Source organism: Arthrobacter sp. NPDC058130, from assembly GCF_042884475.1.
Lineage (GTDB): Bacteria > Actinomycetota > Actinomycetes > Actinomycetales > Micrococcaceae > Arthrobacter.
In genome coordinates, this window is record NZ_JBHVTV010000001.1 from 816,890 (window position 1) to 831,225 (window position 14,336).

At 60.0% G+C, this 14,336-nt stretch carries 12 protein-coding genes; 3 read left to right on the top strand and 9 right to left on the bottom strand.

Annotated elements, in window-relative coordinates:
- Positions 1-221: 221 nt before the first annotated feature.
- From ACFVTM_RS03835 to ACFVTM_RS03845, 3 genes are all read right to left on the bottom strand, one after another.
- Positions 222-2,006, bottom strand: coding sequence for an ADP-ribosylglycohydrolase family protein (locus ACFVTM_RS03835; protein WP_390202028.1), 1,785 nt, complete (start codon positions 2,004-2,006; stop codon positions 222-224).
- 99 nt (positions 2,007-2,105) lie between these two features.
- The gene (locus ACFVTM_RS03840; protein WP_390202029.1) at positions 2,106-2,759 is read right to left on the bottom strand and encodes a DarT ssDNA thymidine ADP-ribosyltransferase family protein; all 654 of its coding nucleotides are present in this window, start codon (positions 2,757-2,759) and stop codon (positions 2,106-2,108) included.
- A complete protein-coding gene (locus tag ACFVTM_RS03845) occupies positions 2,756-4,150 on the bottom strand; it encodes a 3'-5' exonuclease (RefSeq protein ID WP_390202030.1) in 1,395 nt (464 codons plus the stop codon). Before ACFVTM_RS03845 ends, ACFVTM_RS03840 begins: the two co-directional genes overlap by 4 nt.
- Positions 4,151-4,939: 789 nt before the next feature.
- On the opposite strand from ACFVTM_RS03845, the gene ACFVTM_RS03850 reads away from it, so the two are divergent.
- Positions 4,940-5,575, top strand: coding sequence for a hypothetical protein (locus ACFVTM_RS03850; protein WP_390202031.1), 636 nt, complete (start codon positions 4,940-4,942; stop codon positions 5,573-5,575).
- On the opposite strand, the gene ACFVTM_RS03855 is transcribed toward ACFVTM_RS03850, so the two are convergent.
- The 3 genes from ACFVTM_RS03855 to ACFVTM_RS03865 all read right to left on the bottom strand — a co-directional run bounded on the left by ACFVTM_RS03855 (position 5,572) and on the right by ACFVTM_RS03865 (position 9,532).
- The gene (locus tag ACFVTM_RS03855; protein WP_390202032.1) at positions 5,572-6,723 is read right to left on the bottom strand and encodes a hypothetical protein; all 1,152 of its coding nucleotides are present in this window, start codon (positions 6,721-6,723) and stop codon (positions 5,572-5,574) included. The two genes, ACFVTM_RS03850 and ACFVTM_RS03855, sit on opposite strands and share 4 nt — an antisense overlap.
- The gene (locus tag ACFVTM_RS03860) at positions 6,720-7,748 is read right to left on the bottom strand and encodes a helix-turn-helix domain-containing protein (protein ID WP_390202033.1); all 1,029 of its coding nucleotides are present in this window, start codon (positions 7,746-7,748) and stop codon (positions 6,720-6,722) included. The genes ACFVTM_RS03855 and ACFVTM_RS03860 overlap by 4 nt, the downstream gene beginning before the upstream one ends.
- A gap of 686 nt (positions 7,749-8,434) precedes the next feature.
- Complete coding sequence (locus ACFVTM_RS03865) at positions 8,435-9,532, bottom strand: DNA sulfur modification protein DndB (protein WP_390202034.1); 1,098 nt, start codon at positions 9,530-9,532, stop codon at positions 8,435-8,437.
- 185 nt (positions 9,533-9,717) lie between these two features.
- On the opposite strand from ACFVTM_RS03865, the gene ACFVTM_RS03870 reads away from it, so the two are divergent.
- The gene (locus tag ACFVTM_RS03870) at positions 9,718-9,990 is read left to right on the top strand and encodes a hypothetical protein (protein ID WP_390202035.1); all 273 of its coding nucleotides are present in this window, start codon (positions 9,718-9,720) and stop codon (positions 9,988-9,990) included.
- Positions 9,991-10,380: 390 nt separating this feature from the next.
- Here the strand turns inward: ACFVTM_RS03870 and ACFVTM_RS03875 are convergent, their stop codons facing one another.
- On the bottom strand, positions 10,381-11,388 hold the full coding sequence (locus tag ACFVTM_RS03875; protein WP_390202036.1) for an NAD-dependent epimerase/dehydratase family protein: 1,008 nt from the start codon (positions 11,386-11,388) through the stop codon (positions 10,381-10,383).
- Between the two features lie 2 nt (positions 11,389-11,390).
- Here ACFVTM_RS03875 and ACFVTM_RS03880 point away from each other — a divergent pair, with 2 nt between their 5' ends.
- Positions 11,391-12,056 (top strand): ScbR family autoregulator-binding transcription factor, encoded by a 666-nt coding sequence (locus ACFVTM_RS03880; protein WP_390202037.1) that lies wholly within the window; start codon positions 11,391-11,393, stop codon positions 12,054-12,056.
- Here ACFVTM_RS03880 and ACFVTM_RS03885 read toward each other — a convergent pair.
- Both ACFVTM_RS03885 and ACFVTM_RS03890 read right to left on the bottom strand, forming a co-directional pair.
- Entirely contained in the window at positions 11,965-12,954 is a 990-nt protein-coding gene (locus ACFVTM_RS03885) for a ScbA/BarX family gamma-butyrolactone biosynthesis protein (RefSeq protein ID WP_390202038.1), read from the bottom strand. The genes ACFVTM_RS03880 and ACFVTM_RS03885 overlap by 92 nt on opposite strands.
- A 487-nt stretch (positions 12,955-13,441) precedes the next feature.
- Complete coding sequence (locus ACFVTM_RS03890; RefSeq protein WP_390202039.1) at positions 13,442-14,323, bottom strand: hypothetical protein; 882 nt, start codon at positions 14,321-14,323, stop codon at positions 13,442-13,444.
- Between the last annotated feature and the right edge of the window lie 13 nt (positions 14,324-14,336).

The window sequence follows — 14,336 nt, forward strand, 5'->3', positions numbered from 1 at the left end:
TCACGTGGCGGTGCAACCAGCCGAGCAGGATCGCCGCGCCGAGTACGGCCGTGATCGCGGGAACTTAGTAACGATTAATGGCGCTGTCTCCTCAAGCCGTCGCTGTCGCTTTGTCGGCCTGTGAATGAACGCCCCGTGGGGTGGCCTCCGATCGTGCCTCAAAGCACCGCACCGGGAAAATCTTGACAGGCGCGGTCGACCGCAAGTGCGTCTGTTCCTCGTTATTGCCTTAATTTCCGTATCGACGGGCGTACGCACGCGACGAAGACCGCGAGCTGTTCGACGGTTCCACTCTCAGCGATTCTGCGCAGCGCATATCCCAGGGAACTTTCGTCGTAGTGTTGCTCGGCGACCCACTTCAGAACCTGATCGACATCGATGGAGCTCTCTCCTCGCTTGGTCGGTCCGGAGTGCCCTTGGGTCCGTCGTTCGAAGTTAACCAGTGGGACTCCACTGGGTCCGTCGGCTTCGTCTGGATAGGGGGCCGGGATGTGTGTTGCCGGCACCGCGTCTTTCGAACCGCGTGATTGAAGGTAACGGTTTCGCTGGTCGTCGCGGTCTCGTCCGTCGAGGGCCGCGGCCTCCTCTGTCTGCCGATTGCGTAATTGTGGCCAGTTTTCCTGCTGAAGTTCCTTCAAGTCCAGCCGATGCTTTACGAGGACGCTTGGCCCGAACGACGTTCTCATCCAGGTCCAGGCGGCGTCCTGACCGTGGACTGACTCTGCAAGAGGCTCGAGCCAACCCAACCCGGCCAGCGCGGGGCGACCGTCAGCGAGGCCAGTGGAGTCGAGCTGCGACTGTGGGGGTGTCCAGCGCAAGAGGTCCGGATACGGGAACACTGCTGCAGAATGCCCTAGTCCGACTCGCACGAGTCTGGTCGCCTCCTCGCGGAGATAGGTCTCATCCACGAGCGTTGCGGGGCTCGGGGTTGGGGTAGCAGCCCCTACGACTGCCGAAGCCATCGTTGCAATCGTGTCTGTGTCCGTTCCGACAGCCCTTGCAGCCAACCGGGCCGAGTCCGCCGGGTGGTCAGGGAAGGCCGCAGCAAGGAGTAGGGCTGCCACGACTGTGGCCGTCCCGCTTCCCCTTGTAGCCGCATCGGTCAGGCCTAGGGAATCGGCAAGCTGGTGATAGGCCTGGGCGGCATCGTCAGAGAGTACATCGCCGCTGCAGCTCACTAGGCGGTTGAAGATTGGCAGGGAGTCTGAAAGCATTCGCGCGCATTCGGCTACGGTTTCGTCCCACGCCGCCGTAAGTGAGAGTCCACTTTCCATTTCCCAGCGCGGACGCCAATACGAGGCAAGCTCGGGGTTTCGTTCGAAGACTGCGGAACCTGAATGGACAGTCTGTAAGATCCCGCCCCACGAGTCGGGACCTGGTACTTGACCTTCGGTGAGCGCGTGGGCGAGTGCGGTCGCGTGGAGTGCGGCGCCAACGAGTGCGCGCGGGTGACCGTGGGTCGTTACGGAATTGCAGATAACCTCTTCAAGGTGGCCGAAACCGTCCAGGTCTCGCGACGCCCAGACATGGGGTTGTATCCGCATCGCAGCGCCATTGCCGCCGGCGTCTTTCCATCCCGTAAAAAAGTTCGTGTACCAAGTCGCACTGGTTTTGGTCATGGCGGCTGCGGCAGCCTTGGATGCCCTTCCTCCGCCGAGGGCGTAAGCCGGCCACAGTGTGAGTTCCACGCGGGCGAAAGCTTCCACGTCGAACCCATGCCCGGAGATGCTTCGTGCTGTGGAGAGCCGCAGTTGGGTGTCGTCTGAGTAGCAACCGGCCGGAAGGTCGGCCTGGACCCCGAATTTTCCGCCCACTCGCCGTTTCCAAGCTATCGGATCGGTTAGAGGCACATTGTTGGTGCGTCGCCGCAGGCCTCTCTCGTCCGTGAGCTCGGAGATGAATCCCAGGGCATCTGCCCACGCTGACCAAACCATCGAAGAGATCGTTCTCTCAAGCCTGGTTTCGGAAGTGTCGCCCGCCAGCGCGCTAATACCGTGATCATCCATGTTAGTTGCACCGTCCGGTATGGATTGATTTCATGTCGTGGCACGGCCTATGAGTGATGCATGGGCCGGGCCGGTGAGGATGACAATCGTATTTGCTGCTCATTGGAAAATTTCTGGTTTGCAGGCCACGTCGACATTGGGCACATTCGAAAAGGCCGCCACCCAGCCAGCAATCTCATCTATGTGTTCGGGCTCGGGCACATAGATCGAGCGCAACCACGACAAGGCCACCGATGCAGGGTAGAGAACCTCGGCTTGAACATCCGTTGTATGCTCTGGCAGCGATCCCCTATGTCGTCTCACCACGGAGCCGTAGTAGCCGTAGGGAACGGTTTCGCTAAACAGATCTGTAATGCCCTTCAATCCCGTCTGGCGCCTAACGACGGGATACGTGTTGTTGGTCGTCGTGAATTGGACGTCCTGGTGTCCAAGGATTTCGGGGTCGAAGGATAGGACGGCCCACCAGATCCCAGCACGTTCGTGCCATCTTTGCGATGTTCCCAGCATGGAGTTATTAACCCTACTGATAGACATGTTGACGTATCCGGTCCACGCCGCATCCTTGTGGCGGCTTTCGCAATTGAGGAGTTTCACGCTGTCCAAGCGCTCATCCTCATTCAGTTGATCCCGGCTGCAGACCGCACCACGGTCAAAAATGCCGATCAGGCCTCTGTTTGTCGTGAAATGCAGGACTTCCGTGATGTTCCGTTCCTGCGCGAAGCCGACTACGAGGAGATCGGGTTCAGCCGTCAAAGTGTGACCTTTTCATAGGTGTCGGCCCGCAAGAGGCCGATGAGCGTCGATGCTTCACCTGGCTTGTACCCGATCGTCACGGACTTCCGGGCGCGTCCGACGCCCATGGCCACGAGCCGGCGAAGTCCCTCGAACTGAGCATCACCCTCCTCCACCCCATGAGGAGTGACCTGCTGATTCAGGCCCGGTATGACAACGTGGTCGAATTCCAGGCCCTTGGCGGAGTGCAGGGTACACAATGCGACCGCGGCGGTACCGCCGGGCCAGGTGCTCGCCCGAGTAAGCTCCACCCAGCCGATCCCCGCGTTATCAAGCCTGTCTTTAAGGTACGAGAACCACTTGCCTCCCCGGGGCTGGAGAAATGCGAATGATTCATTCGCCAGATCCGAGGACTGTACAAGGTTGCCGATAATGTGTTCGATCTGCTGCCCGTAGGTGCCCGCGATGACCTGAGGCTTGGGGCCAACCGCCTGAGTTGCCGTGAAATCCGGGAGCGCCCCGTCGTCGTCTAGATGCAATCCCTCGACAAGGGGGCGTGCGAACGCCGCGATCTGCCTGGTGTTGCGGTAGTTGCGTTTTAGGGTGTGGACGCGGGAGAGCCTCGCGCCAGCTTCTTTCCACGTGAAGGACCGCGGGTAAATCCGCTGGGTGGCATCCATGACGAACGTGGCCGAGTGGTCCTCGGAGAGGTGGCTGAGAATCGTACGAATCTGGTTTGCCGAGAAGTCCTGTGCCTCGTCGACGATCACGACGTCCCAAGGTTCGGCAGCGACTTCACCGGCCGCAACGGCAATGTCGTTCCAGTCCACTTCGCCTCGGGCGCCTTTGATCTTGTTGTATGGGTGGATGACCTCATCAAGCAGCCGCTGGCGGGTTGCGGCGTCCATTCGTGGGGACACGCCGCGACCGTCGCGGCGGGCGGTTATGTAGTCATCGAGGCTGGAAGGTTCGAAGCGGCCTAGAACGTACTCCACTTCATCTCGGAGGAAGTTTGCGTCCATCCCGAGGGGCTGGCCCAGCGTCTTGAGCAGTTGATCGGCTCGCTCGGAGTCAACAATTTCGGGGTTGTCCAGGAAGCCGAGAGCAAACTTGCCGAAGGTGAGGATTTCAAGATGCAGGTCGGGGTCTGCCTTCACCTGTCCACGCGCGAGCTCTTCTATGTATCCCTCCAGGGTGCGGTTGTACGTCAGGACCAGCACCCGCACTGGGCCTGCAAGCCCGAGCCGTCGCTTGCGTGAGAGCCATGAGCCGCACAGCTGCTTGAGCCGCAGGAGCGCCGTGGTCGTCTTGCCGCTGCCGGCTGCACCGGTAATCAGGACGATCCCGGGCCTGTTCTCAGCAAGAATCAGCAGTTGCTCGGGGGTCGGTGGTACGGGGGGAAGTATTCTCATGGCCGCCTCCGGCGTGGTTGGGGCCCGGTGTGCCGGACTCACATGAAATGAACCGTACATGCCGCCGGCCACTGCGACAAGTACCTGGGGCGTTGGGAGTTGCAACGTGACGGAGGCCGGAATCACAGATGGGTCAGACGCCTCGGGCTTGAGTCGTCCATGTCTGGGCCTATCCACAGGCCGTCCTGCGGGCCGTCAGCTGGCGCAACACGGAGCCAGAGATGGCCGCAAACGAACGGTCCTTGCGCCTTTACCTGTCGAGCTGCGTCAGAGCCCGTCCTCATCTATATCTATGCGTACCGCCGCGCCAGCCGGAGAACCTAGGCGGACCACACATGGGAGCCGTCCACGCAAAGGAGCTGGGGTAAAGTCGCCCCGCACCACTCTCTTCAGGCCCACATAGTAATTTCAGGAGACATCCTTCAAAGTTCGCAGATGTCCTACTCCACTTGGCTATTCGTTATTCGAAAAGCGCAATTTGCATTACAATGATGGCGTGTCAGATGAAACGCGTGTCGATGAGTGGTCGAAACTGCTTTTCAATAACGCTCACGTGCTTCGGGTGTCTGCCGCGATAGCCAGCGGAGGCTTCGAGACAGACTGTGGCACGTTGCAGCGGGAGCTGTCGCTCGGTCAGACGGCCGTGTACCGCGTGATTCGAACACTGGAAAGAGTTAATCTATTGGAGAGAACGGAACGCAGCTCGCAGACCCAGCCGATAAAATATCGGCGGGTCAAGCACCCTTTCTGGGACGCGGCGTTCGAACTATTTTCAGCGGCGGAAGGAGCATGATGCCTCTACTGTTCGAGCCAGTGGACCTGTCATTGGCCCCTGCAGCCCGGTCCGGTGCCAGGATGTTCCGCCATAGCGGAATGTTTGACGGCTGCCCGTTGACCGTCACCTACCTGGTTGATGACAAAGAGCACAGGAGCCGTTCCGACAAGGCGCTGGGCGCCGTCACTGACGAGCGGACTCTGGCGGCGCTGCTGGCACTCCCCGTTGATGATCTGGCCCCGGTGCCCTCACGATTTCTGAAGGCTCTGTCCGGCAACGGGACCGCTTCACTAGCAATGTTGATTCGTGAACCGCACGGGTCGACGTGGGGCCAGAGGAAACTGGGCGTCCCCGTCGAGGTGCTCGAGATTGAGGCGCGGGCCAGGGACTGGACCCGGGGTTGTGCTCTAGCGCATCGCTGGGTGGGGTACGCACCCCGCACCGTTCGCGTTGCCTGCCCGATACCTGGTGACCCGACACTGCTGCTGACGGAAGCGGCGCACTATGGGCTGGGGGTCATCGCGGGGGCGCAGGATACGCGCCTTCTCAAGCCGTCTGCCTACGAACCCCGGCGGTGGACGCCGTCGCGGTGGCGATTCGCTGAACTAGTCTACGAGCAGTTCCTAACGTCCGATGCTGCCAACGGCTAGGTGACGGGTGTGGCCCAGACGTCGAGATCCCTGGTGGGCCGGACAGGAGCGCCGATATGTGTCTCGAGTTGTGGGTACGCGTCACGTGCCCCGGCCACAAGCTTCGCCCACGCTGACCTCATTTGCGCCGGCGGAAGATGACCAACAACGGAAAACAGCCGTCCGATCTCCAGAACGTTGTGCTGGTGGCCGATGATCCGGTCGGCTTGGTCACCATACAACCGGTCTATATCATCACCGCGGCACACCATGCAGAAGCAACGAATCGGAGGCGCTTCAGCGAACCAATGCCGCCGCATGTGTTTCGACCGCGTAAACCTCAGAATGTCGCCGATCAGCATGTGGGGTGACTTGTCCTCTGGGTCTGCCGATGAGCCGCCGCGGCCTACTGGGGTGAGTCGTCGGGCGGCAGGGTATGCTCCGATGGCCGACGCGATTGCCCCGCCCGCGAGTGCGTCAAATCCGAACAGATCGACACGATAGGCGAGAACCGTACCCGTCGTCTCGTGGATTAGGCGGCGGTAGGCGCGCATCCGTTTGAGACTGCCCAATGGGTTTGCGGGGTCAATGAACGTTAGTGCGACAGGGTGACGGCTTCGGTCGATGGCTTTGACGAGCTGTCGGGTTGCCGCCTCATCGCTCAACCAGTTCGCAGCAAGCGGCAGCGCGAGAAGCGTGTCTTCCCTATCGAGCGCATTGGCGGCGAACAGGGCGGCTTTCAGCGATGCTGAGTCGCCGGAGGCAATCTGACCCGTAGGTGTGATTGCGAGGTCACTTCCCATTGCCCTTTGGTCATCGAGAGCACCGGCGAGATCGCCTGTGTGGAACAGGTTGTCCGGAGGCAGGACGAACGGTTGCTCCGGAGTAGCAATGTAATGAGTGATGGACCTAGGCTCGACGATCATGGGAATAGTCGGGTGGAGCCTCCTCAGAGCGTTCATCCTCTGGGCCGCGTTCGGGCCAGTGAGGAACACTCCGCCGGATGTGTCGTCGACGTACTGAAGTGTGTTGAGGACGTTATCTCCGCATACGTGGAATTGGCGGGAAGTGAGCAGTTCTTTGGCCCGTCCGCTTTCCACGCCGCGGTCGGAGTAAGTCGGGGCGGAGCCGGCGATGCTGGGATTGCTTAGGACCGAGAACTGATTCATGCGGACTTCTCCAGGAAGACGGACGAAAATTCGTCAGTTGACATGTGGGTGCGCTCAGCGAGCTTTTCAACGGTTGTGCCGTTGGCGAGTTCGGTTTGGATGGTGTTGATCAAAAGTCGTGGTCGTTCCGGTGGCAGCGGGTCCGGTTCCCTGCGGTGCATGCCCGACGTGCTTAGGACGATATTCCAGTGACGATAGGCGGCTTCGTCCAGGACGTCGCAGTCGCGTGCTCGGCGAATCAAAGCAGAGAGCGAAATACCCCAACGGCGCTTGAGAGGTAGGAGGTCTTCCAAATGTGGTGGGTTTGGCCATTCGTTGCGAAGCCGGGCCGCCGGTAGAAGAAACTCCGCTGCAAAGGCATCGGCTTCGCGTTCCTGCTGTTCAGTGGCTTCCCCGTTGTGCAGGACAGCGTGACCGAGTTCGTGGGCAATTGTGAAGCGTAGGCGCTCGGCGCCTGCGTGTTCCCCGAGAAGGATCAGTGGGGCGGTGTCCTCGGGCCACGCGGCTATAGCGTCGACCTGCAGTGAGTCCAGAGGCCAACGCAGTACCGTGACGCCGGCGCTTTCGAGAAGGCCCGTGAGATCAGGAATGGGTTCGGTCCCGACATCGAGTTCTGACCGCACCAGTTGGGCGATCTCCTGGGGCGTAACGAACCCATCCTCCAGATCATGTCGTTTCAGGTTTGTGGCAGGAGCAGCTATGAGCCGATCTACTCGTTGCCGCGTCAGCGCCAAGTCTGCCCCGATCCGTCGGATCTCACTCTTGGGGGTACTCCGGCGCTTGCGGTGAAAAATCCTGTCTGGTAACACTGCCGTCGAAGCCTCTGTAAAGGCTCGGGCAGGCACGTTGAGGGCCGATGCAATCCGTTCCCACCGATCTTCGTCCAGATCAATTACCCCTGACTCTGTCTTGGACAAAGTTGCCTGCGCTATGCCGGTGGCCCGCGCGAGATCAGTTTGAGTTAGCCCCCGGGACAGGCGCAGGGTCTCCAGTAGGGCGGATGCTGGTGACGTGGCCTGATTCATAAATTGAGAATAGCAGGATGCGCGGAATATTCCAAGCACCTATCCGCCACGATCTCGTTCCGCAGTATTACGCGTTGCTGATTGAGCCAGCGTGCAAGGGGAAACCTAAAGAACCTGACCCCCCAAAATGGTGAGCGGCCGTCCCTGCGCTGGTGCAACTCCGCATGAACGATTGCTTGTAAGTGTTGAGGGGTGGCGCACAGCGCGGTCATCCCGGTCGTCAAGGGCTTGGGGTGCGGTGGCCGCGAGACATCGGAGGCTGAATTCTCTGTGGCTGGCAGCCACAGTGGTTACTCATTGCGTCCGCAGGGCCAGGACTGTGGCTCGTCACAGGAATGCCTCGGAGTGACCTTAACCCGGGCCAGCTTCAGGCCGCACCGCGCGGCCTGAAGCATCTGCCCCTTCGTGAGGAAGGAACCCCGGCTGTGATGACCACTGTCGCATGCTCCCACCCTTTCGTGATCGGCGTGGACACTCACGCTCGCACACTTACCCTGCCGTTATCGCTGCCAGCGGCGAGCATCCGGGTACGCAGGCCTCTCCGAATACCCACGCCGCCAGGAACCGTGCGATCGCCTGGGCTGCACGCCGCACTGGCGGCGACCTCGGTGCCTTGGGGGTCATCGAGGGCGGCAGCTACGGGGCACTGCTCACGGGCACCGCCGGAAGGGCCGCTGGCCTGGTGGCTACCCTTCGATGGAGACCTGCTCTTCCAATCCGAGACGACGCTTCAATTCAGCTGCGACGGTACGGCGGGTTTGGAAGCTCATTCGTAGTTGCTGCTTGCCGTTAGTGTCAACTAGCGCTCCGAGCTTCGTCCAGACAGGGTTCTTGTATGAGAAGTAGTCGACGCGATCCCCATCGGTATAAACCGGTTCGGCCAGGGGCGCGAGAACTTCCTGTGAGTTGAGGTCACGCTTGTAAATCTCATACGCGATCGCGATGATGCCGTGTATGGAAAGCGCGGTGCCTGCCATCGACGTGCCACGCAACGCAGTGCGCTCGGTCTTTCCCAGTCGTCCGAACTCCGGGCGGATTGAGACAAGAGCATCCCAGTAGTCCACAAGGAACCTTCCCTGGGCCTCCTCCTCAGTTTTGTTGACGGGATCGCCATGCCAGAACGACTCCATTGCCTGCGTCAGAGTGTTGAAAGCAAAAAGCTTCGAACTCGACGCAGACACTGCGTTCTTTAGCACCTCGACGTTGTCAACCCCGAGGTGGGGGCTGTTCTGGAGGAGCGCGCGAGCGATGCGCTTCTCAGCGTTGTCTTGGTAGGCGAACTTGGCCGCAGTGTCGTTTACCTTGTCGCCTCGCGTGTTGTAGTCGGAGCCGACACGGGCGGCGAGCTGGTCATCGGCCACCCAAATGCGTGTCGCAAATCGCGTCTGCGAGTCAAACGATCCCAAAGGATTGTTCACAGCGCGAATGATTGAAGTGATTCGCGACTGCGAGTCGACAGCTGTGTCGAGGTGGCCCGACCAGATACTGAGCGTCCAGTCTCCGTCCTCGTCTTGATCGACATCGAAATCGCACTTGCCGGGGTCGAGGCGGACGCTGAGATTGCCCATCACGGCATCGTTCTGGAGCAACTCTTCGGTCCAGCGCTCCACTTTGCGCCGGGTCTTGGCACCCATCTTGTCGGTTTGCCAGTCCGGGCGGATGTTTCCGCCGTACTCGAGGACACCTGTGGTCAGGCTATCCGCGAACCAAGCCCCAGTCATGATCCCCTCATAGTGATCCTGACCCGCATCATGCACAACGCGTAGGTGGCGAATCACTGTCACTGGTTCTCCTTTGAAACTCACGTACATCCCATCTTCTAGTCGCGACCTCTCCGAAGGATCGTTACGTGCAAATTTATAGGGGTACGTGCGATTTGTAAAGAGTACGTGGATATTTTGACCCGTACGTGTAAGATTTGAGCTGGTCGGGTACTTTCCCGACATCCACTTATCTGGAGGCAATCGATATGGCAGTTCACTGGGTCAACTACGATCTCAATAAGACTGGTCAAAACTACGAAGATCTCATTAGCTACCTCAAATCACACGACAGCTGGGCCAAGCCGCTCAAGAGCAGCTTCTTCGTGAAGACCGCCCTGACGGCGGGCCAGCTCCGCGACGGGATTAATGGCCACATTGACGCAAATGATGACGTCGTGGTCGTTCCTGTCGGGGGTCAGGGCTGGGCGACTCACGGACTCTCCGATGTTCTCAACACCTGGCTCAGGGATAACCTGTAGAGCGACTCCCTGCCTATCCGGTCTGCCAGCACACGGGGGCAGGCCGACCGGGTAGTTGCGGGCCAAGTGGTCCTTCGAATTTGAGATGGCCCAGCCCGGCCCACGCTCCAGGGGATCGACGAACAGGACCGCTGCCTGTGAGCCCCGGGGATGTGTTCCTGTTGACATTCTCTCTGCCCAGAGTGAGCCAGCACCACGTGCTGACGAAGGCCAACCTCGTTCTAATCCGGCACGAGCGATTCGAAGACTCCACTGGCAAACGGGCTTGGGACTTCTCGCAGCAGAAGACCGCGAGCGTGCTCCTGCATAGTCGCCTCGCCGGCCTCAGCAGTGGGGACGCGGGCAAGAGCTTTCGAACGGAGACGCCTTTGGACTCAGCGAAGGCCAGCTCTAAGAGGGCCTTGTGGACGCGACTCTACTGCGGTACCAAAGCATCGCCTCGGGTGAGACTTCAAAACTGGTCGACGGTAGGCATGCCATATCCCAGAGTTCGTGGGACTGGTAGTGGTGGTCCAGACCGAGCATTTTGATCTGATGGGGACTGAATCCCGCCGGTTCCAGGGTGCGTATCGCCTCCTCGATACGCGAATTTCCCCGGGCCATCAGTGGAGCGATGTGCCGGTCGATGGTAGCCAGCAGTTGGGCGAGGGCGATTGGCTTTGGATTGGCCGCGTGAAACGCCCCGGAAACATGCGAGGCTGTGACGGCCAAGGCGGCCACGAGTCGGCCGAGGTCGGCAACGTCAATCGTGGAGAGCAGTGCGCGTCCGTTTTCTAAGTTCGTGCCGAGTGTAGTGAACATTCGGACTGCCCCCGGGATGAACCAGCGGTCTCCAGGGCCGTAGACCAAGTTCGGTCTGATGACGATTCCACCGGCCGCTAGCATTGCCGCGTCCCCTAGTGCCCGGCTGCGGCTGACCTCAGACTCCGGGCGGAAAGTTGCTTCCCAGGGAGATGTCGCTCGGTGTGGACCGCTACCGTACACCGCAGTGGAGCTGATATGAACGATCCGCTGGACGTTCGACTTCCTGCAGGCCTCGATAACTGAGAGTGCTCCCCGGTGGTTGACGTAGTGTGCCATTTTCGGTTCGTTCCCGACGTAGGACGCCGCGTTGATCACGACGTCCGCGTTCTTGACTGCAGGGCCGAGGGATTCCGGGTCTGACACATCTCCGATGAATATCTTCGGGAGGGGGGCGGAAATGAAGTCGGTGGGCCGTCTTGCTACGATCGAGATAAGGACGTCATTGCGTGCCTGCAGTGCTCGAAGGATTCGGTTTCCGATGAAACCGGTGGCCCCGATCAGCAATACCCTGGTTGAACGCGATGCCAGCACCCCCGAGAACGCAGAAGCCTTGACGTCCGACCTGCATGTGTTCTGACTAGAGTTGAGGTTCACCGATGGTCCTTCAGGATCGCGCAAAAGCAACACGTGAGGCGATCGTTGCCGGCGCTGCAGTCGTCTTTGAGGAGCACGGATATGGCAACGCCAGCCTGACCCAGGTGTCCGAAGCGGCACGGGTGACAAAGGGAGCCCTCTACTTTCATTTCCAGTCCAAGGAAGATCTGGCCAAAGCGGTAATTGAGGAGCAGCACCGCATAGTTATGGCACATAGCGAAGCAATACTTGGGGGCAACCAGCCCGGGCTTACGACGATGATCCTCATGTGCCGAGCGTTTGGTCTGCAACTGATCCACGAGCCCGTGGTGAAGGCCGGTATCCGTCTGACATTTGAAGCGGCCACCTTCGGCCAGCCAGTTAGAGGGCCGTACGAGGACTGGATTGCTGCGATGGAGCGACTCACGACCCAGGGTAAAAACGAGAGGCAAATTCGTTCGTCGATCGACCCCGCCGCTCTTGCCCGGTACATTGTTGCATCGTTCACGGGAGTTCAAATGGTGTCCGATGTCCTGACCGGGCGTACGGATGTCATGCAGCGCATTGAAGAGATGTGGGCGCTCCTCTTGCCTGGACTTATGCATGAAGATTTTCACGAAGAGCCGAGCGCTCTGTCCCGACTGATTTCCACTGGTGAATCCCGGTTGAAACGAGCCGCTTTGCTGTAATCCTTGCCTGCATCCGGACCCTGCCTGCGGCCTGAATGCTTGCATGCACGATGGCAGGTTCTGGTCCGTCCGATACGGACTCCAGGACAACTGTGGCTTCGTCGCTGAACTCGGCGATGGAGACGAATTGGGCTTCGACCGTCAAGAAATCCAAACAGGGATCCCGAAACGCGAGGCGCACCGCCTGACGCACAGCTTCGATGAGCAGAACGCCCGGAACATGATCCAGCGGGTGATCAAAGAGTATTGGATTTGAGACATCCACTCTCAACGGCCAGTGGCCTGTGTCGGAGCTCTCGTTCAGGACCACGTTCCAAGGCGAGAGATGCCCTACCTCGGCTGCGGGCACTGGCCGACCCATCCGGCAGCCGACCGCAACGCCGCGGTGGGATCTGATGCGGTTGTAGGCCTCGGGGGTAACGATTCGTGCTCCGGCCGTTCCGGCAGCGATCCTCTGTCCGTCCACGAAGAATATGGCGCTGGTGCGGAAGGCCGTTACTCCCTGGACTGCCGCCCTGATGTCCGTAACTACGACTTCAACAGTCACCTCTGCCGGCCGGGACGGGTCCTGGAGGGCTCCGGGGGCCATCGAAACCGACATGTCTGGCATGAGGAACTGCATGCCCAGCGGAACGTTCAACTGCGTGTGTGCAACCAGAACAGTCAGCTGGCGAAGGGTCTCGACCACGAGTGCAGAGTCGAAGCCGTGACGCACGGAACCAAAGAAGACATGCCAGCGCGGCCACTGCGCGGACACGGTGTAAACCGCGTTGCCGCTTGTGTGAATGCCAGTCAGAAGGACTTCCGAGATGGCGCGACGGTGGACGAGCTCGCGCGGAATGGTGGCACCGAAGCGGTCTTTCGCGCGCCGGTCACACTCTGAATTGTCGGGGACCATTTTCTTCCTCACCTGGTTCTGGCAAGCAAAGCATACCGGTCGTACGGTTTGTGGACGGGCGACGCGCTAGACCGCAATTTGGGGCGTGCGCAAGACTATCGCGCCGGGGCAGTCCGGTTAGCCGGCGCACGGAGCAGGAGACGATGGCGGACGGTGCCAGCTCCAACCCAGCCGCATTTCTTACGCGCGGCAGAACCGGCTTCGTCCTAGGGGCTACAATTCCGGGGATCCTGTGCACGGGGTGACCTGTAAGATCAGTTCAGCGGCGCCATCGAGAGAACTCGGCCAGTGTCGGCGTCGATCCGTCGTCGAGTCAAGTATTGCGATCCGAGGATACTCAGCCCGAGACACGCTCGTTCAAAAAGATCCGGCCGAAAGACCGACCACACACCGTATTCACGGAGGTGCGTCCACTTCGCAGTGACACAGGGGCCCCGACGCGCTGCCCGCGAAGTGCGTTGGACGCCTCGCGGGCAGCGTCAGCCGATTATTGGGTGCCGGCTAGTATCTTTTGGGCCGTCTGTCCCGCAGCGTTTCGGATCGATTGAATCTCCGTGACCATTGCTTCATTGTCCCGCAGGAATGCGGTCAGATACTTGGACAAAACAGCGTTGGCGGCTGTCTGGAAACCGGTCTGTTCGCGACATTTGGCGTCTGCGATGGCAACGGCCTGGTCCCGGTTCTTACCTTGCAGGAAGTTCCGGAGCGCTTCTCCTGGCGTGCGTAGGTCTGTGAAGCCAGCTGTCTTCATGCATGTACTCCATTTTTCTTGAATGGGGGCTATGGCCGGGTCGGCAGAAGCAGCATTAACTGCGGGAAGGACGGCGTTGATTGACACCCCTGTGGCCTTCATGCCGTTCTCAGCCGAACCGTAAACTTCCGCATAACTCTTCGCGAGGCATCCACCCTGAGAGATAGACAGTTGGCTCCCAAAAATGTCGACGGAAACCTTGCCGGATTGTGGAGAACCCGCGAAAGCGGCTTGGGCGGCATCTGACTGTTGCGACTCCTGCTCAGTCCCGGTCGATGCCCTTGCATAGCCTCGCGTGCGTGCGTCTTCAATGCTCAGTGGCGGAGCCCCGAAATACTGCAGAACGGTTACGGGAGAAGGTGTGGAGGGTGTCCAATCAAAGCCAGCCTCGTGCATGCATTTCGCAATTACAATGTCGCGTGCCTGTTCCGCGGGCCCCTCGGGGTTGATAAATGTGTCAACTTTCGATCTCGCCAGAGGATCGGCAGCACTCTCTGGCGTAGTCCCAGGCAACGATGGATTTAGAGATTGGGGTGCATTGGAACAAGCGCTAGCGGAGACGGCGACGGCCACTGAAACGGCCAGGCAAAGGGCAAATTTTCTTGGCTTGACATTCATGTGTGTCATTTTC

Excerpts from the sequence above, each read along its gene's own strand:
- ACFVTM_RS03835 (WP_390202028.1), bottom strand. The coding sequence starts at position 2,006 with ATGGATGATCACGGTATTAGCGCGCTGGCGGGCGACACTTCCGAAACC.
- ACFVTM_RS03845 (WP_390202030.1), bottom strand. The coding sequence starts at position 4,150 with ATGAGAATACTTCCCCCCGTACCACCGACCCCCGAGCAACTGCTGATT.
- ACFVTM_RS03850 (WP_390202031.1), top strand. The coding sequence starts at position 4,940 with ATGATGCCTCTACTGTTCGAGCCAGTGGACCTGTCATTGGCCCCTGCA.
- ACFVTM_RS03855 (WP_390202032.1), bottom strand. The coding sequence starts at position 6,723 with ATGAATCAGTTCTCGGTCCTAAGCAATCCCAGCATCGCCGGCTCCGCC.
- ACFVTM_RS03860 (WP_390202033.1), bottom strand. The coding sequence starts at position 7,748 with ATGAATCAGGCCACGTCACCAGCATCCGCCCTACTGGAGACCCTGCGC.
- ACFVTM_RS03870 (WP_390202035.1), top strand. The coding sequence starts at position 9,718 with ATGGCAGTTCACTGGGTCAACTACGATCTCAATAAGACTGGTCAAAAC.
- ACFVTM_RS03880 (WP_390202037.1), top strand. The coding sequence starts at position 11,391 with ATGGTCCTTCAGGATCGCGCAAAAGCAACACGTGAGGCGATCGTTGCC.
- ACFVTM_RS03885 (WP_390202038.1), bottom strand. The coding sequence starts at position 12,954 with ATGGTCCCCGACAATTCAGAGTGTGACCGGCGCGCGAAAGACCGCTTC.
- ACFVTM_RS03890 (WP_390202039.1), bottom strand. The coding sequence starts at position 14,323 with ATGAATGTCAAGCCAAGAAAATTTGCCCTTTGCCTGGCCGTTTCAGTG.